The sequence below is a fragment of the Corynebacterium sp. c3Ub_189 genome (assembly GCF_039907195.1).
GTDB lineage: Bacteria > Actinomycetota > Actinomycetes > Mycobacteriales > Mycobacteriaceae > Corynebacterium.
Window position 1 is genome coordinate 13,421 of the sequence record NZ_JASBOF010000002.1, and the last position, 21,436, is coordinate 34,856.

The window sequence follows — 21,436 nt, forward strand, 5'->3', positions numbered from 1 at the left end:
GGGAAAGCTTTCTCGCATTCTAGCTGTACATGGAAAATTAAGGAGCCACAATGGCTACCCCAGTTGCGTCAAGCACCTCTAAGCCCGGTGCCACCATCGTAATCGCGTCGCTGATGCTGTTTTCGATGTTCTTCGGCGCCGGCAACCTCATCTTCCCGCCCATGGTGGGCGTTTCGGCCGGCACCAACTTTTGGCCCGCCGTCCTCGGCTTCCTGGCCGCCGGCGTGCTCCTTCCGGTCCTAGCTATTGTTGCCGTTGCCATTTCTGGCCGCTCCGTGCGCGATTTGAGCTCTAACGGCGGAGCCCTCTTCGGCCTGGTCTTTTCCGTGATGGCCTACCTGGCCATCGGCGCTTTCTACGCCCTGCCGCGTACCGGCGCCGTGTCCATGGAAACCGCCATCACCCCGCTTCTGGGCTGGGAAGGAACGATGGCCAATGGCATCTTCAATATCGTCTTCTTCCTTATCGCTTTAGTGCTGGCCTGGAGCCCCAACACCATCATCGATACCTTGGGCAAGTTCCTTACCCCAGCCCTGGTAGCGCTGCTGATCGTCCTTATCACTTTGGCCGCTTTTAGCAACGGCCGCGATCCCCAAACCCCTACTGAGGATTATTCTTCTTCCCCCATGGTCACCGGCCTGTTCGAGGGTTATAACACCATGGACGCGATTGCCGGCTTGGCCTTTTCCATCGTGATTGTCGCTTCCTTGCGCTCCAAGGGTTTTAAGACCCGCAAGTCCTTGGTCAATGGCACGATCACCGCCGCGCTTATTGCCGGCTTTTTGCTGGGCGCGATCTACCTGGGCTTGGCCTGGGTGGGCCAAACTATCCCTAACGGCCAGTCCTATGAGTCGGGAGCGCCCCTGCTTGCCGACGCCGCCAATCTCACCATGGGCACCATCGGCCAGGCCGTCTTCTCTGCCATCGTCATCCTGGCCTGCATGACCACCGCGGTGGGCCTTATCACCTCCACGTCGGCCTTCTTTGAGATGCTCATGCCCAAGGTCAAGTACCACGTATGGGCGTGCCTGTTTACCGCGCTGTCCATCCTCTTTGCCTTCCAGGGCCTGGATACGGTGCTGTCCATCGCGGTTCCGTTCATCACCTTCTTGTACCCACCGGCTATCTCCCTCATCGCTCTCACCCTGTTCCAGCCGGCAGTAAAGAAGTCCGTCGTCTTCTACTGGACCTACCGCCTGGCGCTGTGGGTATCGGTGCTGTGGTCGGCTCTGTCCGTCATCGCCGCCCAGGGCTGGGGCGCCGACGCACTCGATCCCCTCTTGAGCTTGGCGCCCGGCCAGTCCGTGGACTTGGGCTGGATTGTTCCTACCGCTATCGCGGCAGTCATCGGCCTCGTTGTCGATATCGCCACCAAGGCCGGCGAGAAGCACGCCGCCGCCAACCCACAAGCGGAAGAACCGGCCGAGGCTGAGGCCCTCGCTGAGGCTTAGTACCCTTCTCCTGTTTCACTCCGCTCCACTCCCCTCCCCTTCCGCACTGCATCGCAGCGCCGAGGTGGAGGGGAGTTTTCTGTGCGTCTCTAGCTCCCCACGCAACCTTGCTGGATCGCCCCCGACAGGAATAGTCGGGTGGCGCGTACCGTTGGAAGGAGAGAACTTATAGAGCATCTACCGAAGCAAAGGAAGGCCCTCCACCGTGACCGAACGCGCGCATCTTTCCGTCTTGGACTTCTGCACCATCTATGAGGGCGAAACTCCAGCACAGTCCATCGCCCGCTCCGTGCAATTGGCACAGGAAGCAGAAAAACTGGGCTACTCCCGCATGTGGTACACCGAGCACCACAATATGAAGTCCATCATGTCCTCTTCCCCGGCCGTGCTCATCGCCCACATCGGTGCGAAGACCGAGCGCATCCGCTTGGGCTCCGGCGGCGTGATGCTGCCCAACCACTCCCCTTATGTCATCGCCGAGCAATTCGGCACCTTGGAGGAGATGTACCCCGAGCGCATTGACTTGGGCGTGGGCCGCGCCCCCGGCACAGACATGAATACCCTGGGCCGCGCGCTGCGCCGTGACGCCCACTCTGCCGAGCGCTTCCCCGAGGACGTCAAGGAGCTCAACTCCTACCTCGAGGGCAAGTCCTATATCCCGGGAGTCAGTGCCATTCCAGGCGCGAATACCAACGTGCCTATCTATATTTTGGGCTCGTCCATGTTCGGCGCCTCGCTGGCCGCCAAGCTCGGCCTGCCTTATGCCTTTGCCTCCCACTTCGCCCCGCAGCACCTCGAGCAGGCCACCACCTACTACCGCGAGCATTTCCAGCCCTCCGAGCGCTTTAGCAAGCCCTATGTCATCGCCGGCGTCAACGTCACCGCCGCCGATACCACCCAAGAAGCACAGGAAGAATACGAGCGGGTGTGCTTCAACCGCGTCAAGGCCTTCGCCGGCCGCGGCAAGCACCTCACCGATGAACAAGTAGAGCAGATCATCGGCTCCTACCAGGGCCAGCAGATCCTAGACATGCTGAAGTACTCCGCTGTCGGCACCGCTGATGAGGTGGCCAACTACCTCGATACCTTCCAAGAGCACGCCAAGGCTGATGAGCTCATGGTCTCGCTGCAGTCCAGCTCGCACGAAGAAGTAATCAAGAATATGCAGCTGCTCGCGCAGGGCTGGCAGCTCGATCCGGCACGCGTAGCTGGCACCCCGAGCTAGTCTTCGGCCCGCACCTGACCTAGGTGGTCAATGGGAACGCCGGGAAACCGTTCCCGGAGCTTCCCCTCAAGTTCCCGCGGGCCCAGGTTCGCCTGCTCCGGCAGGCGGGCCGAATACCGTTGGGCCTCGTCCAAGGTAGAAACGCGCACCCCGCCTGGAATCAGGGCAAGGAAATTCTGATCCGGCCCGAGCGAATAGAACTGCACGCGCTCTAGCTCAGAGGCGGCGAAACTGGTCCGCTGGTGGGGCAAGGAAATCTCCTCGCCGATCCGCAGCACCGGACGCGCCCGGCGCCGCACGGAGGCCACCACCGCCAGCATGGCGCACATCGCCCCGCCTAGGGGCATGAGCGCGGCAATGAGATAAACGGAGTGCAGGCGCGAATCGGCCGGTTCTTGCAACGCCGAGTAGATAAGCACCCCACCGATTACTAGCAGCGCGACGGCAATAAGGACCGCCACCGCTACCGCCCTGCCTAGGCGCGCGCTGCCGCTGGCCGCGCGTATTTCAATCGTTTCGGTGCTCTCGTCCACGGACACTTAGCCTAGCGTGCTCGCTTAGCATCTCGGTGCTGGTCGGACGGCGCGTGGCCTTTTCCTTTGCCTTCCCCTTGGCCGGGCGGGGGAGCACATGCTCGGTAGCTTTGTTGCATTAGCGCGCCTTTGCAAAATGGAATAACATTACTGTGTTTCGCTCCGCTGGGAAAGGCCCCGGAGAAACTAAGGACAAAGGTTGAATGAGCCCACGCGATAAACAGCAGCATAAGAAGATCGCTGATTACCTGCGAGAACAGATCAGCTCCGGCGTGCTGCAACCAGGCGATTTCCTGCCTAGTGAAGCAGATTTGTGCGAGAAGTTTTCTTCCTCCCGCGGCCCCGTGCGCCAAGCCGTTGCGGCTTTGCGGGCCAAAGGGCTAGTGTCCTCAGGCCGCGGGCGCCGCTCTACCGTTTTGGCCTCCACCCAGGCAGAGCTTTTTGAATCGATTTACTCCATTTCCAGCTGGCTGAGCGAATATGACGTAGATCCACAGCAGCACACCCTCTGGTTAGCTCGCCGCCGCGCGCCGCGGGACATCACCCGCTTTCTGCGCGTAGACCCAGAACAAAATGTCGTCTTTGTCCACCGCGTGCGCTATACCGAAGACCACCCCATTGCCATCGAGCGCATGTATTTCCCCATGGTGGTGGGAAAGCACATCTTGGACTTCGATGCGGATGCCGGATCCATTCACGCGCACCTGCGCGAGTGCGGCGTGGACTTTGATAATGTGCGCCGCGAACTCACGTTGGAAGAAGCCGATGCGGAGGACGCTGAAGCGCTTGGCGTGGCTACGGGTACCCCGCTGTGGCGGCTGCAGATGGAGATTTCCAACCACTCCGGCGAACCGGTGGAATTGGCGGTCTACCTCTACCGAGCGGACCGCATGAAATTGGCGATGAATAGCGTGCGCGGGGGCGTATCCCCCCTAGAAGTTATCCCCACTCCGGGCAATTTTGCATAAGTTTCACGGCAGCTATATCCACCGGCTACCCTGCTTTCTATGAGAAGATTTCGTGCCGGTAGGGCACTGGGCAGCCTTGCCATGGCGGCCGCTGTAGGAACCCTCTCGGCGTGTTCCGCGGGCCATACCGCGGTGGTCGATACTACCCAGGCAGGCAGCGACACCGCACCTTCTTCCCTCACCGTGGCTTCCACTTCTGCGGCCACCTCGCTGGATTTCACCACCACCGGTGGCGCCGCTATCCCCGCCGTGCTTATGGACAACGTCTACGAGACCCTTGTGCGCATCGATGAAGACGGCTCCATTGCCCCAGGGCTTGCCACTTCGTGGGATATCAGCGATGACGCCCGCACCTATACTTTCCACCTGCGCGAGGGCGTCACCTTTTCCAATGGCGATGCCTTTAACGCTGAGACCGCCGCCTTTTCCATTAACTACGTGCGCGAGAAGTGGACCAACGGCATCGCCGCGGCCATGGATCCGGTAGACAAGGTCACCGCAGCCGAGGAGCACACGCTTCAGGTACGCCTCAAGCAGCCGTCGAATGGCTGGCTGTGGTCCATGGGAACAGCCACCGGCGCGATGATGACGCCACACGGCATGGATAACCTCGCCGCCCAGCCGGTGGGGACCGGCCCCTATGAGGTTTCCCGCTTTGCGCCTTCGGAATTCGTAGAGCTGCACGTTCGCGACGGCTATTGGGGAAAGCCCGCCGCACAGGATGTCACGGTGCGCTATTTCCCGGATACCATCTCCTCGGTCAATGCGCTGCAGGCCGGCGGCGTAGACGTGGTCTGGGGCGTGCAGAACCCGGAGCTTCTTGATGACGTCAAAGAGGGCATCGCTACCGAGGTCGGCACCACCAATGGTGAGGTGCTGTTGTCCATGAATAATGCCCGCGCGCCTTTCGACGATCGACGGGTGCGCCAGGCCGTGGCCTATGCCGTGGACCGCACGGCGGCCAATGACATTTTGTGGAATGGCATGGCTAAAGACACCGGCGGCGCACCGATCCCGCCTACGGATCCGTGGTTCGAGGACAAGCACTACTACGACTACGACCCAGAAAAAGCCCGCCAGCTGCTCACGGAGGCCGGCGCGGAAGGCGCCGAAATTACGCTGACCACGCCGACGCTGCCCTACGCCCAGACCGTCGCCGAGCTGCTGTACTCGCAGCTTACTGAGGTTGGTTTTAAGGTGACGCTGGAATCCGCCGAATTCCCGGCCGTGTGGCTAGGCCAGGTCATGGGCGCCAAGGACTATCAGATGTCGCTCATCTCCCACGTGGAGCCGCGCGATATGCCCACCTTGTTCGGCGATCCGGATTATTACCTCAACTACGATTCCCCACGCACCCGTGAACTTTTGGCCCAAGCCGATTCCGCCCCCGAGAAGGACTACCCCAAGCTCATGGCACAGGCCGTGGATCAGATCATGGCGGATGCTGGCGCGCTGACGTTGATGAATATGCCCAATATCGTGCTCACCCGCGCCGGCGTGCGCGGATTGCATCCGGATCAGGTCACCGACGCGCTCATCCTGCGCGACCTAACCTCTGCCGACGCGGACGCGGACTCGAGCGCCAAAACCACCGCCGCAGAAAACACCGAAAAGGAGGCCCAATGAGTTCCCTTCGCACCACGGGGCGCGCCATCGTGCGCCCGCTGCTGCGCTTCGCATTGACGCTCTTTGTAGCCTCCATCATCATTTTTGCGCTCATGCGCGCGGTGCCGGGCAACCCGGCGCGGGTGGCGCTGGGGGTCAATGCGACCGAAGAGGCCGTCGGCAAGCTGAGCTCCGAGCTGGGGCTGGATCGCCCGCTGCTTACGCAATATTGGGAGTGGGTAAAGGGCCTATTTACCGGCAATTTTGGGCAGTCTTTGTCCTCGCAGCAGGATATTACGCCGCTGGTGCTAGACCGCGTCCAGGTCACGCTCATCCTCATTGGCCTGGCGATGCTGCTTGCGCTGGCCGGGGCTATCCCAGTGGGCATGTGGCTGGCACTGCGCAACCGTACCCGCGGCGCGGATGTAGTTTCTGCCGGTACGCAGCTGGGCATTGCGGTGCCAAGCTTCCTCCTCGGCATCATTCTGGTGGCCATCTTTGCCGTCCATCTGGGCTGGCTGCCGGCCAATGGGTGGGTGCCGCCGAACCAGGGCGCGGGCGAGTTTATCCGCCACCTTATTTTGCCGGTCATTGCGCTAGCCGTGGTGCAGGGCGCAATGCTCACGCGCTACGTGCGCTCGGCGGTGCTTGATGTGCTGCAACAGGACTATATCCGCACCGCCCGTGCGCTCGGCCAGTCCCCGTGGGAGGCGCTCAAGCGCCATGGCCTGCGCAATGCGGCGCTGCCGGTACTTACCGTGGCCGGCGTGCAGCTGACCACGATGGTCGTGGGAGCGGTGGTGATCGAATCCGTCTTTGTCATCCCCGGTATTGGTTCCATGCTGTTGGATGCGGTATCGGTGCGCGATCTGACCACGGTGCAAACCCTGGTCATGCTGCTCGTTGCCTTCGCCTTGGTGGTCAACGCCTTAACGGATGTGGCCTACCGATTCATCGATCCGCGCATCACGGCAGGTGAGAAATAATGAAGCTGCGTTTTTCTGGCTGGCTGGGTGCCTTCCTCGTTGCCGCCACGGTGCTGATGGCGCTACTTTCACTGGTGTGGACGCCCTATGACCCGACGCTGGCGCACCCGGATGTGCGCCTTGCCGGCCCCAGCGCCGAGCATCTCCTGGGCACGGACCGCTTTGGGCGCGATACCGCCTCCCGCATCATGGCGGGCGCCCAGATTACGGTCTTTGTCGGGCTCATTGCGGTGGGCATCGCCGCCCTCGTGGGCGTGCCCTTGGGCATCCTGGCCGGCATGCGCCGGGACACGTGGGCCGATGCGCTGGTGATGCGCGGCGCGGATCTACTGCTTGCCTTCCCCGCGCTGCTGTTGGCGATTATTGCCGGCGCGGTGTGGGGCCCTTCGACGCTGACGGCCATGGTTGCCATCGGCATCGCCGGCATTCCCTCCTTTGCCCGCGTGGCGCGTTCGGGCACGCTGCAGGTTATCACGCAGGACTTTATTTCCTCCGCGCGCATTTCCGCGGTGCCGGGCTGGAAGGTGGCGCTGCGCCATATCCTTCCCAACCTCACCGGGCTGCTCATCGTGCAGGCCTCCGTCTATTTCGCCCTTGCCATCCTGGCCGAAGCCGGCCTGTCCTACCTCGGCCTGGGCACTGCCCCGCCGGCAGCCTCTTGGGGCCGCATGCTGCAAGATTCCCAGTCGCTGCTGGGCACCGCTCCCCTGCAGGCCTTCTGGCCGGGGCTGGCCATTGCTGCCACGGTGCTGGGCTTTAACCTGCTTGGCGACGCCCTCCGTGACCTCCTCGATCCCCGCCTGAAAGGATCCGCGCGATGAGCCTGCTCAAAGTAGATAACCTGGCTGTGACGACCCCCGGGTCCACCACTGCCCTTGTGGGACCGCTTAACTTCGAGCTCGCGGCCGGTGAAAAGCTCGGCATAATTGGTGAATCCGGCTCCGGAAAATCGCTCACTGCGCTATCCATCATGGGGCTTTTACCCGATGGGGTACGCGCGAGCGGCTCCGTCACCGTGGATGGCCACGATGTAGTCGGCGCACGCGATGCCCGCATCCGCCCCCTGCGCGGGAAAACCATGGCCATGGTCTTCCAAGAACCGATGAGCGCGTTGGATCCGCTTATGCGCGTGGGCAAGCAGCTGGCTCAAGCCGGGGTGCGCGATGCCGCAACCGCTCTCGAAGAGGTGGAGCTTGATGCCGACATTGCCTCCCGATTCCCACATCAGCTCTCCGGCGGCCAGCGCCAGCGCGTGCTCATTGCCATGGCCATGGCCGGCCACCCCGATCTGCTCATCTGCGATGAACCAACCACCGCGTTGGATGCCACCACGCAAGATGGCGTGCTGCGCGTCATCGAGCGCGTAACCAAGGCTCGCGGCACCGCGCTGGTCTTCATCACCCATGACCTGGGCGTCATTCGCCGCATGTGCCCCAACGTCCTAGTCATGCACCAGGGCGCGGTGGTGGAATCCGGCCCCACCGAGCGCGTGCTTGCCCAACCCGAGCATCCCTATACCCGCACACTCATCGCCTCCTCGCGGCCGCCGGAACTTAGCCTTTCTCCGGCCACGGCGGAAGATGCGTTGGTGACGCTACGCGGGGTCAGCAAGGTCCACGGCGAACACGCCGCGCTCGACGCCATCGACCTGCGCGTAAGCCAAGGCGAGCGTCTGGGCATCGTGGGCGGATCCGGTTCAGGCAAGACCAGCCTGCTCAAACTCATCGCCGGGCTCGACCAGCCCACGAGCGGTGACATCGACGTCCGCGGTCGTGTGCAGATGGTCTTCCAAGACCCACAAGGCTCGCTCAACCCGCGCCTGAAAATCTGGAAATCCATCGCAGAGGCCATCCCTGGCAATCCCGGCAAGGCCGACAAGCGCGCTCGCGCGGCGGCCGCGCTCGAGGAGGTCGGGCTGCCATCCGAGAGCCTCGATCGCTTCCCGCACGAGTTCTCCGGCGGCCAGCGCCAACGCATTTCCATCGCCCGCGCGCTGTGCGGCGAGCCGGATATCTTGCTGGCCGATGAAGCCGTCTCTGCCCTCGATATGTCGGTGCGCGCACAGGTGCTGGAGTTATTGGCGGGGGTCATCGCCAAGCGCAAGCTCACCCTGCTCTTTGTCACCCACGATCTCGCGGTGGTGCGCCACCTGTGCGAGAGCGTTGCGGTCCTTGAACGCGGCCGGCTCATCGAGCACGGAGCGACCGACTCCGTGTGGGCCTCGCCCAGCACGGACTACACGCGCCGGCTTATCGGGGCCGCCGAGATGTAAAGCGGGTGGCTTCGGGCGTAAGGTAGTCGGGTCAGATAACTCCGCCGAGAAAGGATCCTGCCGCTCCGTGGCCACCCAGCTTGACTATCCCATCCCGCAGCGCCCCAGCACCACCCAATTGCTCACCGCGTTTAATAGCGCCTCGGTGCGCTGGCCTGGTGCCCTGCGCGCGGGCTTGGCGATTCTCTTGCCCGGCGCCATCGCGCTGCTGACCGGCCACGACTACGCCATCCTGCTCATTTCCACCGGCGCGTTCACCGTCATCTTTGGCGAGGGCCACCCTTATCGCACCCGCCCGCGCGTCATGCTCACCGCCGGCACCGCACTCATTACCGTCGCGGCCGTGGGCGTGCTGGTAGGCCACCTCATCTTTGCGCCTGGCCACGGCCATTGGTGGCTGCTGCTGGCGGGCCTGTACACCACGACATTGGCCGCCGTGTGCGGCTTTACCCAAAATGCCCTGCGCTTGCCGCCGCCGGGCACCTTCTTCTTGGTCATGGTCGGCGGCGGTTCGGTGATGCTCGCGCGCACCGACGTCACCGTGGGCCAGCTGCTCTTTTGGGCGCTGACCGGCATGATAGCCAGCCTCGTGCTCGGCATGGCGCCGGCGCTTATTGACGCCCACGGCCCCGAGCGCCGCGCGGTTGCCGCACTCGAAAAGGCCGCGGCCGCCTTCAAAGATGACCGCGACGATTCCTTGGCGCGCCACCACCAGGCGCAGACCGCGCTCTTTGCCGCCTGGCAGGCGCTTTCCGACGCCCGCATTATCCGCGGCGGCCGCATCATCGACTCCCAAGGCGCCCACCTAGTGGAGCGCGCCCTCGCAGCCCAGCACACCATCGTGGCGCATAACCGCGCCTTGGATTTAGGCTCCGATTCGGATCAGCTCACCGATAATGTCACCGACGTCGATCCGGATCGCACCGCCATCCCGCACACCCGCCCCACCGGCCGCTACCGCTTGTATCGCGCCGCGGTCCGGGATTCGCACGCCATGGTCACCACCCAAAAGATTGTCCTCTCCGCGGCCATTATCGTGCTGGTGGGCCTTACCCTCGGCTTCGACCGCCCGGACTGGGGCGTGGTCTCTGCTTTCCTCATGCTGCAATGGGGACCCGACCATGTGCCGGGTACCGTCCGCGGCATCCACCGCATGCTCGGCTCTGTCGTCGGCGTACTGCTGTTTTCTATCCTCCATTACTTTGGCATTCAAGGTTGGACGCTCCTGCTCGCGCTGGCCGCGTGCCAATTCTGTGCCGAAATCTTCGTTGCCAAAAACTACGCCATCTGCGTTATCTTCTCCACCCCACTTGCCCTCCTCATGGGCAACTCCGCCACCCGGCCCCTGTGGCCCACCATCCAGGCTCGCTGCGGCGAGATCGTCCTATCCATCCTCATCGCCACCGCGGTGCTGTGGCTGTGGCAGCGCAGCGCCCCCGTGCGCAATCAGGCCCGCCTGCAGGTCCGCGCGATGGAGTCCATGGCCACCCTGCTCGGCTTGCTCTTTGTCAATACCCCAGATGCCGTACTGTCCGCGCGCCGCGACCTGCAATACGAGCTGCTCTCGGAGCGCCGCGCCATCCAGTCCCTCGCCGTGGATAAGCCCGATGCCGTGCGTCAATTCTGGGCCCGGCACATTGCCCTACAACACGCCGGTTACTTCCTGCTAGATTTCTGCACCACCCACCCGGATCGCACCGCCACCCGCGCGGAGCTTGATTCCTTGGTGCACGAAATCCGCACCGCCCGCGCCGCTTAAAACAGCGGATACTCCTCCATCACCTCGTAGCGTGGGCCACCGCCGCGGCCCTCACCAAGGTGGGATTGCATTAGGCACAGGCGGTCGGCGCGAAAATCCGGTCCCCGATACACCGATAACGCGCGCACATAATCCGCCAACGCCCACAGTTCACGGGTCCGCCGGCCGGCACGCGCGACGGTGAGGTGGGGGCGGTGGTGGCTAAAGGGGACGTCGGCAAGCTGGCACTCCGCCATCAACTCCCGCACACCGCGCGCTTGCCCGCCGACGCCCACCCATAGCGTGCGCTGCTCAAAGCTCCCCGCCCCGCTCAAGTGCACATCCAACGCCGCGCGCCCTGCCACCGCGTGGGCTAGGTGCTCGCGCACCGCCGCGGCATCATTGGGCTGCTCGCCATAAAACGCCATGGTCACATGCCAATTATCCGGATCCGTCCAGCGCAGCTCATTAGTAGTTGCCGCGTGGATGGGCCGCAGCGTATGCACCAAATGCTCGCGCGCGGCCGCCGACGGCAATAGCGCAGCAAAGACGCGAATCATAACTTAGCTGGCATAGACGTTGAGGCGCAGTTCCGCGTCCAGCAGGTGTTCTTCCTCGCGCTCAAAGACGGCGAAGGCATGCAAAATATCCGCAACAGCGGTGGAATTATCATCAAACTCGGGCATGCGATAACTTCTTTCAAACCACAAAGGAGGCACAAGAATCACGCTCGATTCTTCTGCCTCCACATAGTAGCTGACAATGATGTAATTATCCGCCCTTGACCACCGTGACCTGCCAACCAGCATCGCCCGAGCGATGGAAATCACGAATCTCATGGCCCTCATCGGCCGCCCACTGCGGAATGGATTCGGTGGCCTGGGTGCAGTCAAAGTCAATAACCAGCGCCTCGCCCGGCTCCAGCTCCGCCATGACCTGCTTGGCCTCAATCAACGGGAACGGGCACACCGCGCCAAGGGTATCGAGCGCATAGCGCCCGCCGCCCAGCGCACGGGCCTTGTCCTTCGCCTGCGGCTTGGTCTTGAGCGCTACTGCCCCGGTGGCAGTGGCAAAGCTCGGCAGCACCTTATCCTCGGCGGAGACCACCGAACTATCCACGGATTCCTCGGTGGAGTAAGTCTGCGGCTGCTGTGGCCCACTCTTGGGTTTCAGCCACAAGCGCGCGCCCGCGCCGACGCCCAGGGCCATAAAGAACAGCGATACCCAGCCCTGGAAGCTAAACAGGGAGGTCTCCACCATGCCATTGCCCACGGTGCAGCCACCGGCCAGTGACGCGCCTACGCCCATCATGATTCCGCCCCAAATAGCGCGGGTCGCGGTCTGCGCATCGGGAACGCGCACGCGGAACTCACCGGCGGACTTGGCGGCGATAAAAGCGCCCACCAATAGGCCGATAACCAACAGGGTGCCCCAGTTCATACGGGCGGAATCGCCGGTGGCGGTCCAGCGAACGATGTCCGCGGTCGGCGTGGTGATGCCGAGGCCGCCATTGCGGCCAGCGTCGGCCGAGAGCACAAAGCCCACCGTGCCAATGATGCCAACGAGCACGGCCGCGATATTCATATTCAGCGGCTTGGCGTACCACGGCTGTCCCAGGTCCACCTTGGGGCGGCCGGCGTCTTTGGCGCGATAGTGGCGCCACAGCAGGAAGGTCACGACCCACAGGACCGCCACCAGGATCCACGGTGAGATATGCAGCGCGCCGTGGATGGTGGTAACTGGGAGGCTCCACTGCTTGAACCAGTCATTGGCACCGGACAGCGGGCCGGACTTCATGGCCGCGGCCGAAAGCCCATAAAACAGCAGCGCGATCCACGAGCCGACCAGTCCCTCGGCCGAGCGGTACCACGTGCCGGACGCGCAACCGCCGGACAAGATGATGCCGAGGCCAAAGATGAAGCCGCCCACGACGACGGCTACCGGCTTGAAATCGCTAAATTCCGGCGAAAGCACGCCCGTGCCAGTCAACAGCGTCAGGCCAAAGGCATGCACCGAAATCAAAATGAGCAGGGCGGTAAAGCCGCGCCACGTCTTATTGAGGAAAATATCGCGCAGCATGCCGGTTACGCAGAAGCGCCCGCGCTGCAGCACGGCACCAAAGACGATGCCAGTGAGAAGTCCGGTAATAATCACTATTTCTCCTTGTATCGAGTTAAGGGCTTCAGCCTACGACACCTAAGACAGAATTGTCTATATTTACTGCACAACCCTGTTTTATAGCGTGACATTTATGCACTACATTTGCGGTTTTTGCAGCGGTGCAGGACAATAAGAGAACCGTCTAGTAAGGCAGGGACATACCTCTGCCGCGTAAGGAACTCGTGAACTCCTCCCGATCCACCCGCGCGTATCATCGCTCCCTTGAACCACGTGACAAGGGCAGCGCCGTGGGCTTATACCCCCATAACATGCACCCAGGGCTTGTTCCCGGCATCAGCGTCGAAGACCAGCGCAATAAGTTTGGCCTGGATAAACCGCTGTTTTTCATCACCGCCATCCTCATCGTCGCCTTCATTATCTGGGGCGTCCTCATGCCCGATAGCGTGGCCAGCGCCTCCTCCTCCGCCTTTGGCTGGGCCATTACTAACGCTGGCTGGCTGCTCAATATCACCATGATGCTGGCCATTGTCACCATGGCCTATATCGGCTGCTCTCGGTTGGGGCGCATCAAGCTCGGCACCGATGACGAGGAGCCCGAGTTCAGCCACTTCAGCTGGGTGGCCATGATGTTCGGTGCCGGCATCGGCGTGGGCATCTTCTTCTATGGCCCGTCCGAGCCGCTATCGCACTACCTCACGCCGCCGCCGCACACGGTGGACGGCAATACCGTCGAGGCCCTGCACCAATCCATGGCCCAGGCCCACTACCACTGGGGCATATCCCCTTGGGCGGCCTACGCGCTGGTCGGCGCGGCGATTGCCTATTCCTCCTACCGCCGCGGGCGCGTGCCTTTGGTCTCTTCCATCTTCAAGCCGCTTTTCGGCTCCCGCGATACGGATGGGCCGGTGGGCAAGCTTATCGACGTCCTCGCGCTCATCGCCACCCTCTTCGGCACCGCCGCCACCTTGGGCCTATCCGCCATCCAAATCGGCGAAGGCGTCACCATCATCCGCGGTGCGGGCTCCATGACCAATACCGCGCTCATCATCATTATCGCCGTGCTTGGCTGCGCGTTTATCCTCTCCGCGGTCTCCGGCGTAGCGCGCGGCGTGCGCTACCTTTCCAATATCAATATCTCGCTGACGTTGGGGCTGGTGATCTTCGTCTTCCTCGTCGGCCCCACCCTGCTCTTGCTCAACCTCATCCCGGCCGGCATCGTCACCTACATCGATCAGCTTCTGCCGATGATGGCCAAGGGACTGTCCTGGGGCGATGAGACCATCGAGTTCCAGTCCTACTGGACCGCCTTCTACTGGGCCTGGTGGATCGCCTGGACGCCGTTCGTCGGCCTCTTTGTCGCGCGCATCTCCCGCGGTCGCACCATCCGGGAATTTACCGCCGTCACGGTTTTCGCGCCTACCACCATCCTCATCCTCGCCTTTACCATCTTTGGCGGCACCGCGATTTCCTTTAACCGCGAAAGCATCGCCGGCTTCGACGGCGAATCCTCTAATGAGCAGGTGCTCTTCGCCATGTTCCAGGACCTGCCTTTAGGTTCCATTACTCCGTATATCCTGCTTGTGGTGCTGGCCGTCTTCTTCGTCACCTCAGCGGATTCGGCCTCCGTGGTGATGGGAACGATGTCCTCCAAGGGTGACCCCACCCCGAATAAGCTCGTGGTCATCTTCTGGGGCGTGTGCATGATGGGCATCGCCATTGTCATGCTGCTAACCGGCGGCGAAGACGTATTGACCGGCCTGCAAAACCTCACCATCCTCGCCGCCCTCCCCTTCTGCCTAGTGCTTTTGGCCATGATGGTGGCCTTCATTCGCGACCTGCGCTCGGACCCGATGTTTATCCGCCGCACCTACGCCCGCACGGCAATGGACAACGCGATCATGCGCGGCATCGAAGAGCATGGCGATGACTTCGAGTTCACCGTTCAGCACGCCGAGGGCGACCGCGGCGCCGGCCACGATTTCGATTCCTCCGCCGAGCGCTATACCGAGTGGTACCAGCGCACCGATGAGGAAGGCGAGAACGTCGACTACGACTTCGATACCGGAGTCTGGTCCGACGGCTACGACCCCAAACACGATAAGAACCACCCTGACTTTGAGGGTGAAAAGAAGGAGAAATAATGGGCATCCCAGACGACGTTGTCCTCGATGGCTATACGCTCATCGAGCAACACGCAATCGACCACGAGTTCCTGCTGCGCGGCTCTCCGCTCGGCACCGAAACTCCCCTCCTCTTCGCCCTGACCATTGCGGGCGTCTTGCTGGTTGCGGCGAGCTTCTTCCTGCGCGGTGGCGCACGGGTTGCCGCCGGCCTAGTGGGCGCGATCCTGGCGCTGAGCAAGCTGTGGTGGATGCCCTTCGCGCTATGGCAGCAGTTCGATGACGGCCAAGTATTCGGCTACACGCTCAAGTACTTCCCGCAGTACTGGCCGGTGGCGTCCCTTATCGTCGGCGTCATCGCGCTGGTAGGCCTAGCCTCCGCCATTTTCCGCCGGCCCTAGCCACGCCTAACCGCCGAGCACCGCAATCGCGATATGCACCCGGTTGGTGCCATCGATTTTGGCCAGGATGTGCTTCATGTGCGTCTTGACCGTGGTCAGGGAAATGAACAGCTGCTCGGCAATCTCGGCGTTGCTTAGCCCCTGGGCCACCAGCTGGGCGATTTCATTCTCGCGCTCGCTCAGCTCGGCCAGCCCGCTGGGTTGAATCATTTCCTGCTCCGGCTGCGCCGGCGTGGCCGCCAGCCCCACCAGGTTTTCTAGCACCTTCGGGCTGAGCTGTTGCTGGCCTTGGGCCGCCGCTCTTACCGACGCCACCAGCGCCTCCGGCGCCGTCGTCTTCAACAAAAAGCCCACCGCCCCAGCGCGCAGGGCGTGCAGGATGAATTCGTCGGTATCAAAGGCGGTGAGCATCACTACCGGGATATCACGCGCACCGGCCAGCGAGTGCAGCTGCGCCGTCGCCTCGATGCCGTCCATGACCGGCATGCGAATATCCATCAGCACCACGTCCGGCTCCTCGGCCAGGATGAGTTCCACTCCCTCCTTGCCGTTTCCGGCCTCGCCGATGACGCTAATGCCTGGCGCGCCTTCCAAGATCATGCGCAGGCCGTGGCGCAGCAGCGGCTCATCATCGACAAGCACCACACGAATCTCACTCACTGTACTTCCTTCCTGGGCAGGCGCAGAGTCCACGAGAACCTATCGTCCTCATCGTTTACCTGCAGTGATCCGCCCACCACACTAGCGCGCTCGCGCATGCCGACGATCCCGTACCCGCCACTGTTCCCGCTCTCCTTCTTCCCGGCTGGGCCGACGGGGTTGGACATGGTGATCAAGAGGGCGTCGGCAAGCGCGGCGATGGTGATGGTCACCGGCTCGCCCGGCGCGTGCTTGCGGGCGTTGGTCAAGCCCTCCTGGACCGCGCGATTGAGCGCGTGGCCGGCCATGGTGCTAAGCTCCGCCAGCGACTGCGGCCCCGTGCCCTGCTTGTAGCGCACCTCCACGTCCATGCCCGCCCGGCGGGAGCGCTCCACCAGCGAGTCCACGCCCTCGCGTGGGTCAATGCGCCCCTCACTGCGCAGCGAGTGCAGCGCCTCGCGCAGATCCCCCACGGCAGCCTCGGCTTCATCACGAATCGTGCGCGCAGATTTCCGCGTCTCCTCCGGATCTAAATCCTTGCGGTAGGCAAGCCCGCCGGCATAGACCGCAATCATGCTCAGCCGGTGCGAGAGCGTATCGTGCATATCCCGCGCAATCCGGTCGCGCTCCTCCTGCCGCGCAAAGTTTTCCCGCGTGGCCATTTCCTCATGCGTGAGCTCGGCCTGCGCTTGAAGCGCAATCGTGCGCTCCTTCTGGTTCGACCGCACCAGCCCAACAACCAAAACAATTAGCGCAGGGTAAACAAGGCTACCGAAGTAACCCAGCTTATACGCAAAACTTTCACCCGCAGGTATGGAAATATCCGTGGCTGCTAGCTTGGAAACCAGCATGGCCACGCACACTACCGCCATCCACAGCCGGCTGCGCCGCGAAGCAGCGGAAAACGCCGCCATAAATACCGATGGCCGGACCTCAGCTATCGAGACCGTCGCGGAAATGATCGTCGCCGCTACCAACGCGCTGCGCGGACCCGGCTGGGTGCTACGCGGGTCGCGCTCCGCAGCGGTATGGCGCAGGGCAAAGGGCAACAGTATCCAGGTGCCTATCATCGCTGCAAACGTGGGCACTAACCGATCTTCAACGACCTCGGAAGAACTTAGGCGGACGGAGGCGACCAAAAAATCGCCGATCAAGGCCACCGCGGCGATGACGAGCTTTAGCCACAGCGGGCGCTGCAGCATCGCATCGGATTTTCGGAATAACTTCATAACGCGCACCAGTTTAAGCCGGCCCGCCGCCCGCGCGGTATCCCCCGCAGGGAGGATTCTCTGCTCCCTAACCGCGGGCTTCCAAGACCATGATCGCAATATGCACGCGGCTCGTGCCGCCAATCTTTTTCAAAATGTGCTGCATATGGGACTTTACCGTGGCCATGGACACCACAAGCTGGTCGGCGATCTCCTGGTTATTCAAGCCCTGGGCTACTAGCTCGGCGATTTCGAGCTCGCGAGAACTAAGCCTCCCTAGGCGGTTGCGGGCGGTGCGGGTGTGGTGCGAATGGGCGTCGTCAAGCGCGGGCCCCTGCATGCTTACCAGCTTGTCGACGACCTGCCGGCTCAACAACGGCTGCCCCGCCGCGGCCGCACGCACGGCCGCCATGAGCGATTCCGGCGGCGTTGACTTGAGCAAGAACCCAGCCGCCCCGGCGCGCAGGGCTCGCAAAATAAAGGAATCGGTATCGAAGGCCGTGAGCATGATTATCGGCACTGCGTGGACGGACAGAATCTTCTCCACGGCCGCGATGCCATCCATGACCGGCATGCGAATATCCATCAGCACCACATCGGGCTGCGCGTCGAGCACGGTAGCCACCGCGTCCCGGCCATTGCTCGCTTCGGCCACGACCTCAATATCGGGAGCATTGGACAACAGCAGGCGCAGGCCGCTGCGGACTAGAGCCTCGTCATCAACGAGCACTACGCGCAGGGCATCGGCCATTATGCTCCCTTTCCCACTGGTTGATTCCACCGCGCACGCCACAGTTGCGACGCGACGGGCGTATAGGCCACAGTAACCGCCACCACTGCCGCGAGCGCTATCGGCACGATTCCCACGTGGCCTGCCACTACGCCGTTGAGGAAGGAGGGCACGAGAATATCGTTTAGCTTTTCGAAGAATTTGGGGAAAAATTCGATGACTAGCGTGACCGCAATGAACGTCAGCGCAGTCTGCAGGAGCAACGTCCACAGGCTTACCCGGTGCAGCTGCTTATCGACGTCCGGCCTCCCCACCGCCGCAAACATCACCCTTGCGCCTTGCCCGCGAAACTCCGGCACGACGTAACCGCGGCGCTCCACCAGCTCGATGCGGTCGGCGTCTTCGGGCGCATTATCATCGCAGTGTCCGCGCAGGAATTCCAGGCTATAGGCCGAGTCATCGGTATCGGTATAGCTGAGCTTGCGCGAAGTTCCGTCAACAGTGGAGATAAAAAGACTGCGCTTAAAGTCTAGGTACTCTCCCGTCCATCCCTCGCGGGCTGTGGTCTCTTCTAAGTCGATGCGCATGAGCCCGTATTCGGGATGGCGCAGTTGCCAACTCATCTCGCTCATCGTGTGGCCTCCTTGTGCGCTAGCGGTAGCTGGATACTCCATCCGAATTCCTCGCCTTCCTTTCTTTCCGGACTTCCCTGGTCAGCCGTGATGCTCATACGCCCGCCGGAAAGCTCCACGCGCTCGCGCAGGCCCACTAGACCGTAGCCACCTGCGCCTCCCTCGACACCGTCCGTGTTGGCTCCTGCCTTCCCGCGCGGGACTGGGTTACGCATCTCGATGTCCACCGCGCCGGCCGCCTCGCGCACCGTGATGCTTACCGGCTGACCGAGCGCGTGCTTGCGTGCGTTCGTCAGGCCCTCTTGTACTGCGCGGTGCACGGCGTGCTGCGCCATCGTGGACAACCCAGTAAAAACATCCGGGCCGGCACCGTCAGCGTAGGTCACCGTCACTTCCGTGCCGGCCTCGCGCGCGGCCGCGACCAGCTCCTCCAAGCCGCTGCGTGGATCCTGGGAAAGGTCTTCGCGCAAGGCGCTTAGGACGGTGCGCAAATCCTCGACCGCGTTCTGGGCCTCCGTGCGGATGGTGCGCGCTGCATCTGTGAACTCGGCCGGCACGCCCTCACGCGGATAGCTCAGCGCTCCCGCATGAATGGCCACAAGGCTCAGCCGATGCGAGAGCGAATCGTGCATATCCCGCGCGATGCTCTCGCGCTCCTCTCGCCTTGCATGCTCCACCTTGGCGCGCATCTCTTCGCGGTTCATCCGGGCTTGCTGCTCTACCCGCCACCTCTTTTCGCGCTGATTGCCGCGTTTTTGGCCTGCAAGCAAGCCCGCGACCATCACAACCACGACGAAGATGGCACCAACCCATCCGATCTCGTCCCAACTTAGGTACGGGTTGAAGCTCGTATCTATCGCAAACGCCAGTACAAAGCATGCCACCGCGACCACCGAGCGCGAGGTCGAGCGGCGTGAAACCATAGAAATAAAAGCCACAACTCCGCTGACCGCGCCGAAATAGGAACTAGACGCCAGCAGTACGATGCACCCGGCGATGAAGCTGCGGGTGGAGCCGGCATAGTCGACGTCGGAAAGCTCGCGCGGCTGGTGCTCCAGGGCAAAGGGCAGGGCGAAAATACCCAGCACGCCCATCGCAAACCCGGTGCAGATATAGGGCCCGTACTCCTCAAATGTCGGCGAGTACTCCTCAATATCGAGGTTCATCAGCACCATGCCGACGAGCCAATTCCCCACCGCGCAGGCGGCCACGATGCCCGCCGTACTCCACTTCGTTCTGACCATGGCCCCAAGCTTAAGCCCGCGGCCATAGTACTTAGGGATGATTTATTTCTGCACCCCGGCCGCATCGCGCATGGCCTTCGTCTGCGCGGACGGATGCTCGTTCTCGGTAGCCAGGCGCTCAAACGCCACGGCCGCCAGCGCGGCGGCCTGCATGCCGAGTACGGAATCATCAAAGCGCATCATCGGCGAGTGATTCCACTCGCGCTGATTTTCGGGCTTTTCCGGATTGGCCGTGCCCATCCACATAAACGTGCCCGGGACCTGAGAGAGGACGTAGCCGAAGTCCTCGGAGGCCATCATCGGGGCGTCGAAAGGCTGGACGTTCTCGGCGCCAAACATCTGGCCCCACAAGGTGGCGGCGAATTGATTCTCACGCGCATTGGTCTTGGTGGTGGGGTACAAAATCTCGAAATCCACCTGCGCGGTGCAGCGGTGCGAGGCAGCGACGGAGCTGGAGACCTCCGTAATCATCTGCCGCACGGCGTCGATCTTCTCATCGCGCAGCACGCGCACCGTCGCACCCAAAGCCGCGCGCTCCGGGATGGCGTTATACGCGCCGTCGCCAGCCCACAGGTTGGTCACGGTAATCACGATGGGCTCCAGCGCATCAAAACGGCGGGTCAGCGCGGTCTGCAGCGACATCTGAATCTCCGCCAGCGCCGCCACCGGGTCGATGGCATCGTGCGGGCGGGAGCCGTGCCCGCCCTTGCCCAGCACAGTAATGGTCAGGTTGGACGAGCTAGCCATCATCGGGCCCGGCACATAGTGGAAGGTGCCGCGGTCCTGGGGGCCGACGTGGAGGCCGTAGGCAGCAATGGGGCGTCGGCCAGCGGCGTCGAGGACGCCCTCCTCAATCATCGGCAGCGCGCCGCCCGGGCCTTCCTCGCCGGGCTGGAACATGAAGGTGACATCGCCGTGTAGCTCCTCGCGGTGCTCGCACAGAATCCGCGCCGCGCCCACCAGGCCGGCGGTGTGCAGGTCATGACCGCAGGCGTGCATATAGCCATTCGTCGACGCAAACGGGCTGCCGGTCTGCTCGCGCACCTCGAGGGCGTCCATGTCCGCGCGCAAAAGCACCGACACCGGCCGCTCGCCGCGCTGGCCGCCGCGCAGTACGGCCACCACCGAGCTCAAATCCTGGCCCACGTGGATTTCCAGCGGCAGGCCCTCCAGCGCTTCTAGGACCTTCTTCTGCGTGCGCGGCAGGTCCAGGCCGATTTCCGGGTTTCGGTGCAGGTCGCGGCGAAAGTTCTGCAGCTCCTCGAGCATGCCCTCGCCCATTTCCTGGAATACCTCGGTGGCCACCCGCTCACCAATGCGCGCCCGCGTCACCGGCAGGGGCGGCAGCTGCTGGGCCTGGCGCGGGGCGGCCAGGCGGCCGGGGTTGGCGGGGCGAATCCGCTTGGTCGGGTCAGTCATGGGGAGCTCCTTTCTCGCTTTCCTATTCGAGGGTACCGCAGGTTATCCACAGGGCGCCCGGCGGGTTCGGGGTTGGTGTGACGGGTGGGGCGAGTTATCCACAGGCGGGCGCGGGTGGGCTACCGCGGGCTTGCGGGGTGCCTT

General features: G+C 62.9%; 20 protein-coding genes. 10 read left to right on the forward strand and 10 right to left on the reverse strand.

Translation table 11 applies throughout. From position 1 onward, the window contains the following. The first annotated feature begins 50 nt into the window (after positions 1–50). Positions 51–1,451, forward strand: coding sequence for a branched-chain amino acid transport system II carrier protein (brnQ, locus tag QKD99_RS01350; protein WP_347950512.1), 1,401 nt, complete (start codon positions 51–53; stop codon positions 1,449–1,451). 205 nt (positions 1,452–1,656) lie between these two features. Then, positions 1,657–2,676 carry an LLM class flavin-dependent oxidoreductase gene (locus QKD99_RS01355; RefSeq protein WP_239192482.1) on the forward strand — a complete coding sequence of 340 codons (1,020 nt, stop codon included), beginning with the start codon at positions 1,657–1,659 and terminating at the stop codon, positions 2,674–2,676. Here the strand turns inward: QKD99_RS01355 and QKD99_RS01360 are convergent. After that, positions 2,673–3,209: a hypothetical protein gene (locus tag QKD99_RS01360; RefSeq protein ID WP_284844238.1), complete on the reverse strand. Its 537-nt coding sequence runs from the start codon at positions 3,207–3,209 to the stop codon at positions 2,673–2,675. The two genes, QKD99_RS01355 and QKD99_RS01360, sit on opposite strands and share 4 nt — an antisense overlap. Positions 3,210–3,412: 203 nt before the next feature. On the opposite strand from QKD99_RS01360, the gene QKD99_RS01365 reads away from it, so the two are divergent. From QKD99_RS01365 to QKD99_RS01390, 6 genes are all read left to right on the forward strand, one after another. After that, on the forward strand, positions 3,413–4,177 hold the full coding sequence (locus tag QKD99_RS01365) for a GntR family transcriptional regulator (RefSeq protein ID WP_284766941.1): 765 nt from the start codon (positions 3,413–3,415) through the stop codon (positions 4,175–4,177). A 39-nt stretch (positions 4,178–4,216) separates the two neighbouring features. Next, positions 4,217–5,803 (forward strand): ABC transporter substrate-binding protein, encoded by a 1,587-nt coding sequence (locus QKD99_RS01370; protein WP_347950513.1) that lies wholly within the window; start codon positions 4,217–4,219, stop codon positions 5,801–5,803. Beyond that, positions 5,800–6,768 (forward strand): ABC transporter permease, encoded by a 969-nt coding sequence (locus QKD99_RS01375; RefSeq protein ID WP_347950514.1) that lies wholly within the window; start codon positions 5,800–5,802, stop codon positions 6,766–6,768. Before QKD99_RS01370 ends, QKD99_RS01375 begins: the two co-directional genes overlap by 4 nt. After that, complete coding sequence (locus QKD99_RS01380; protein ID WP_347950515.1) at positions 6,768–7,589, forward strand: ABC transporter permease; 822 nt, start codon at positions 6,768–6,770, stop codon at positions 7,587–7,589. Before QKD99_RS01375 ends, QKD99_RS01380 begins: the two co-directional genes overlap by 1 nt. Further along, a complete protein-coding gene (locus tag QKD99_RS01385) occupies positions 7,586–9,040 on the forward strand; it encodes an ABC transporter ATP-binding protein (protein WP_347950516.1) in 1,455 nt (484 codons plus the stop codon). The genes QKD99_RS01380 and QKD99_RS01385 overlap by 4 nt, the downstream gene beginning before the upstream one ends. Positions 9,041–9,107: 67 nt before the next feature. Further along, on the forward strand, positions 9,108–10,799 hold the full coding sequence (locus QKD99_RS01390; RefSeq protein WP_347950517.1) for an FUSC family protein: 1,692 nt from the start codon (positions 9,108–9,110) through the stop codon (positions 10,797–10,799). Here the strand turns inward: QKD99_RS01390 and thpR are convergent. From thpR to QKD99_RS01405, 3 genes are all read right to left on the reverse strand, one after another. Then, positions 10,796–11,338, reverse strand: a complete 543-nt coding sequence (gene thpR, locus QKD99_RS01395) for an RNA 2',3'-cyclic phosphodiesterase (RefSeq protein WP_347950518.1) — start codon at positions 11,336–11,338, stop codon at positions 10,796–10,798. The two genes, QKD99_RS01390 and thpR, sit on opposite strands and share 4 nt — an antisense overlap. A 3-nt stretch (positions 11,339–11,341) precedes the next feature. Beyond that, positions 11,342–11,464: a hypothetical protein gene (locus tag QKD99_RS01400; protein ID WP_255342548.1), complete on the reverse strand. Its 123-nt coding sequence runs from the start codon at positions 11,462–11,464 to the stop codon at positions 11,342–11,344. Between the two features lie 85 nt (positions 11,465–11,549). Then, positions 11,550–12,932, reverse strand: coding sequence for a YeeE/YedE thiosulfate transporter family protein (locus QKD99_RS01405; RefSeq protein ID WP_347950519.1), 1,383 nt, complete (start codon positions 12,930–12,932; stop codon positions 11,550–11,552). A gap of 275 nt (positions 12,933–13,207) precedes the next feature. Here QKD99_RS01405 and QKD99_RS01410 point away from each other — a divergent pair, with 275 nt between their 5' ends. Both QKD99_RS01410 and QKD99_RS01415 read left to right on the forward strand, forming a co-directional pair. After that, on the forward strand, positions 13,208–15,040 hold the full coding sequence (locus QKD99_RS01410; RefSeq protein WP_347950520.1) for a BCCT family transporter: 1,833 nt from the start codon (positions 13,208–13,210) through the stop codon (positions 15,038–15,040). Then, on the forward strand, positions 15,040–15,420 hold the full coding sequence (locus QKD99_RS01415) for a hypothetical protein (RefSeq protein WP_239192441.1): 381 nt from the start codon (positions 15,040–15,042) through the stop codon (positions 15,418–15,420). Before QKD99_RS01410 ends, QKD99_RS01415 begins: the two co-directional genes overlap by 1 nt. A 6-nt stretch (positions 15,421–15,426) precedes the next feature. Here QKD99_RS01415 and QKD99_RS01420 read toward each other — a convergent pair whose 3' ends face one another. The 6 genes from QKD99_RS01420 to QKD99_RS01445 all read right to left on the reverse strand — a co-directional run bounded on the left by QKD99_RS01420 (position 15,427) and on the right by QKD99_RS01445 (position 21,292). Next, positions 15,427–16,080, reverse strand: a complete 654-nt coding sequence (locus QKD99_RS01420; RefSeq protein WP_284815850.1) for a response regulator transcription factor — start codon at positions 16,078–16,080, stop codon at positions 15,427–15,429. Next, a complete protein-coding gene (locus tag QKD99_RS01425) occupies positions 16,077–17,288 on the reverse strand; it encodes a histidine kinase (RefSeq protein WP_347950521.1) in 1,212 nt (403 codons plus the stop codon). Before QKD99_RS01425 ends, QKD99_RS01420 begins: the two co-directional genes overlap by 4 nt. A gap of 67 nt (positions 17,289–17,355) precedes the next feature. After that, on the reverse strand, positions 17,356–18,018 hold the full coding sequence (locus QKD99_RS01430; protein WP_347950522.1) for a response regulator transcription factor: 663 nt from the start codon (positions 18,016–18,018) through the stop codon (positions 17,356–17,358). After that, entirely contained in the window at positions 18,018–18,629 is a 612-nt protein-coding gene (locus QKD99_RS01435; RefSeq protein WP_347950523.1) for a hypothetical protein, read from the reverse strand. The genes QKD99_RS01430 and QKD99_RS01435 overlap by 1 nt, the downstream gene beginning before the upstream one ends. After that, a complete protein-coding gene (locus QKD99_RS01440) occupies positions 18,626–19,873 on the reverse strand; it encodes a histidine kinase (RefSeq protein WP_347950524.1) in 1,248 nt (415 codons plus the stop codon). The genes QKD99_RS01435 and QKD99_RS01440 overlap by 4 nt, the downstream gene beginning before the upstream one ends. A 42-nt stretch (positions 19,874–19,915) precedes the next feature. Next, a complete protein-coding gene (locus QKD99_RS01445) occupies positions 19,916–21,292 on the reverse strand; it encodes a M20 family metallopeptidase (RefSeq protein ID WP_297552548.1) in 1,377 nt (458 codons plus the stop codon). Positions 21,293–21,436 lie beyond the last annotated feature (144 nt).

Excerpts from the sequence above, each read along its gene's own strand:
- QKD99_RS01385 (WP_347950516.1), top strand. The coding sequence starts at position 7,586 with ATGAGCCTGCTCAAAGTAGATAACCTGGCTGTGACGACCCCCGGGTCC.
- QKD99_RS01435 (WP_347950523.1), bottom strand. The coding sequence starts at position 18,629 with ATGAGCGAGATGAGTTGGCAACTGCGCCATCCCGAATACGGGCTCATG.
- QKD99_RS01410 (WP_347950520.1), top strand. The coding sequence starts at position 13,208 with ATGCACCCAGGGCTTGTTCCCGGCATCAGCGTCGAAGACCAGCGCAAT.
- QKD99_RS01365 (WP_284766941.1), top strand. The coding sequence starts at position 3,413 with ATGAGCCCACGCGATAAACAGCAGCATAAGAAGATCGCTGATTACCTG.
- thpR (WP_347950518.1), bottom strand. The coding sequence starts at position 11,338 with ATGATTCGCGTCTTTGCTGCGCTATTGCCGTCGGCGGCCGCGCGCGAG.
- QKD99_RS01375 (WP_347950514.1), top strand. The coding sequence starts at position 5,800 with ATGAGTTCCCTTCGCACCACGGGGCGCGCCATCGTGCGCCCGCTGCTG.
- QKD99_RS01440 (WP_347950524.1), bottom strand. The coding sequence starts at position 19,873 with ATGGTCAGAACGAAGTGGAGTACGGCGGGCATCGTGGCCGCCTGCGCG.
- QKD99_RS01425 (WP_347950521.1), bottom strand. The coding sequence starts at position 17,288 with ATGAAGTTATTCCGAAAATCCGATGCGATGCTGCAGCGCCCGCTGTGG.
- QKD99_RS01370 (WP_347950513.1), top strand. The coding sequence starts at position 4,217 with ATGAGAAGATTTCGTGCCGGTAGGGCACTGGGCAGCCTTGCCATGGCG.
- QKD99_RS01400 (WP_255342548.1), bottom strand. The coding sequence starts at position 11,464 with ATGCCCGAGTTTGATGATAATTCCACCGCTGTTGCGGATATTTTGCAT.
- brnQ (WP_347950512.1), top strand. The coding sequence starts at position 51 with ATGGCTACCCCAGTTGCGTCAAGCACCTCTAAGCCCGGTGCCACCATC.
- QKD99_RS01415 (WP_239192441.1), top strand. The coding sequence starts at position 15,040 with ATGGGCATCCCAGACGACGTTGTCCTCGATGGCTATACGCTCATCGAG.
- QKD99_RS01380 (WP_347950515.1), top strand. The coding sequence starts at position 6,768 with ATGAAGCTGCGTTTTTCTGGCTGGCTGGGTGCCTTCCTCGTTGCCGCC.
- QKD99_RS01445 (WP_297552548.1), bottom strand. The coding sequence starts at position 21,292 with ATGACTGACCCGACCAAGCGGATTCGCCCCGCCAACCCCGGCCGCCTG.
- QKD99_RS01430 (WP_347950522.1), bottom strand. The coding sequence starts at position 18,018 with ATGGCCGATGCCCTGCGCGTAGTGCTCGTTGATGACGAGGCTCTAGTC.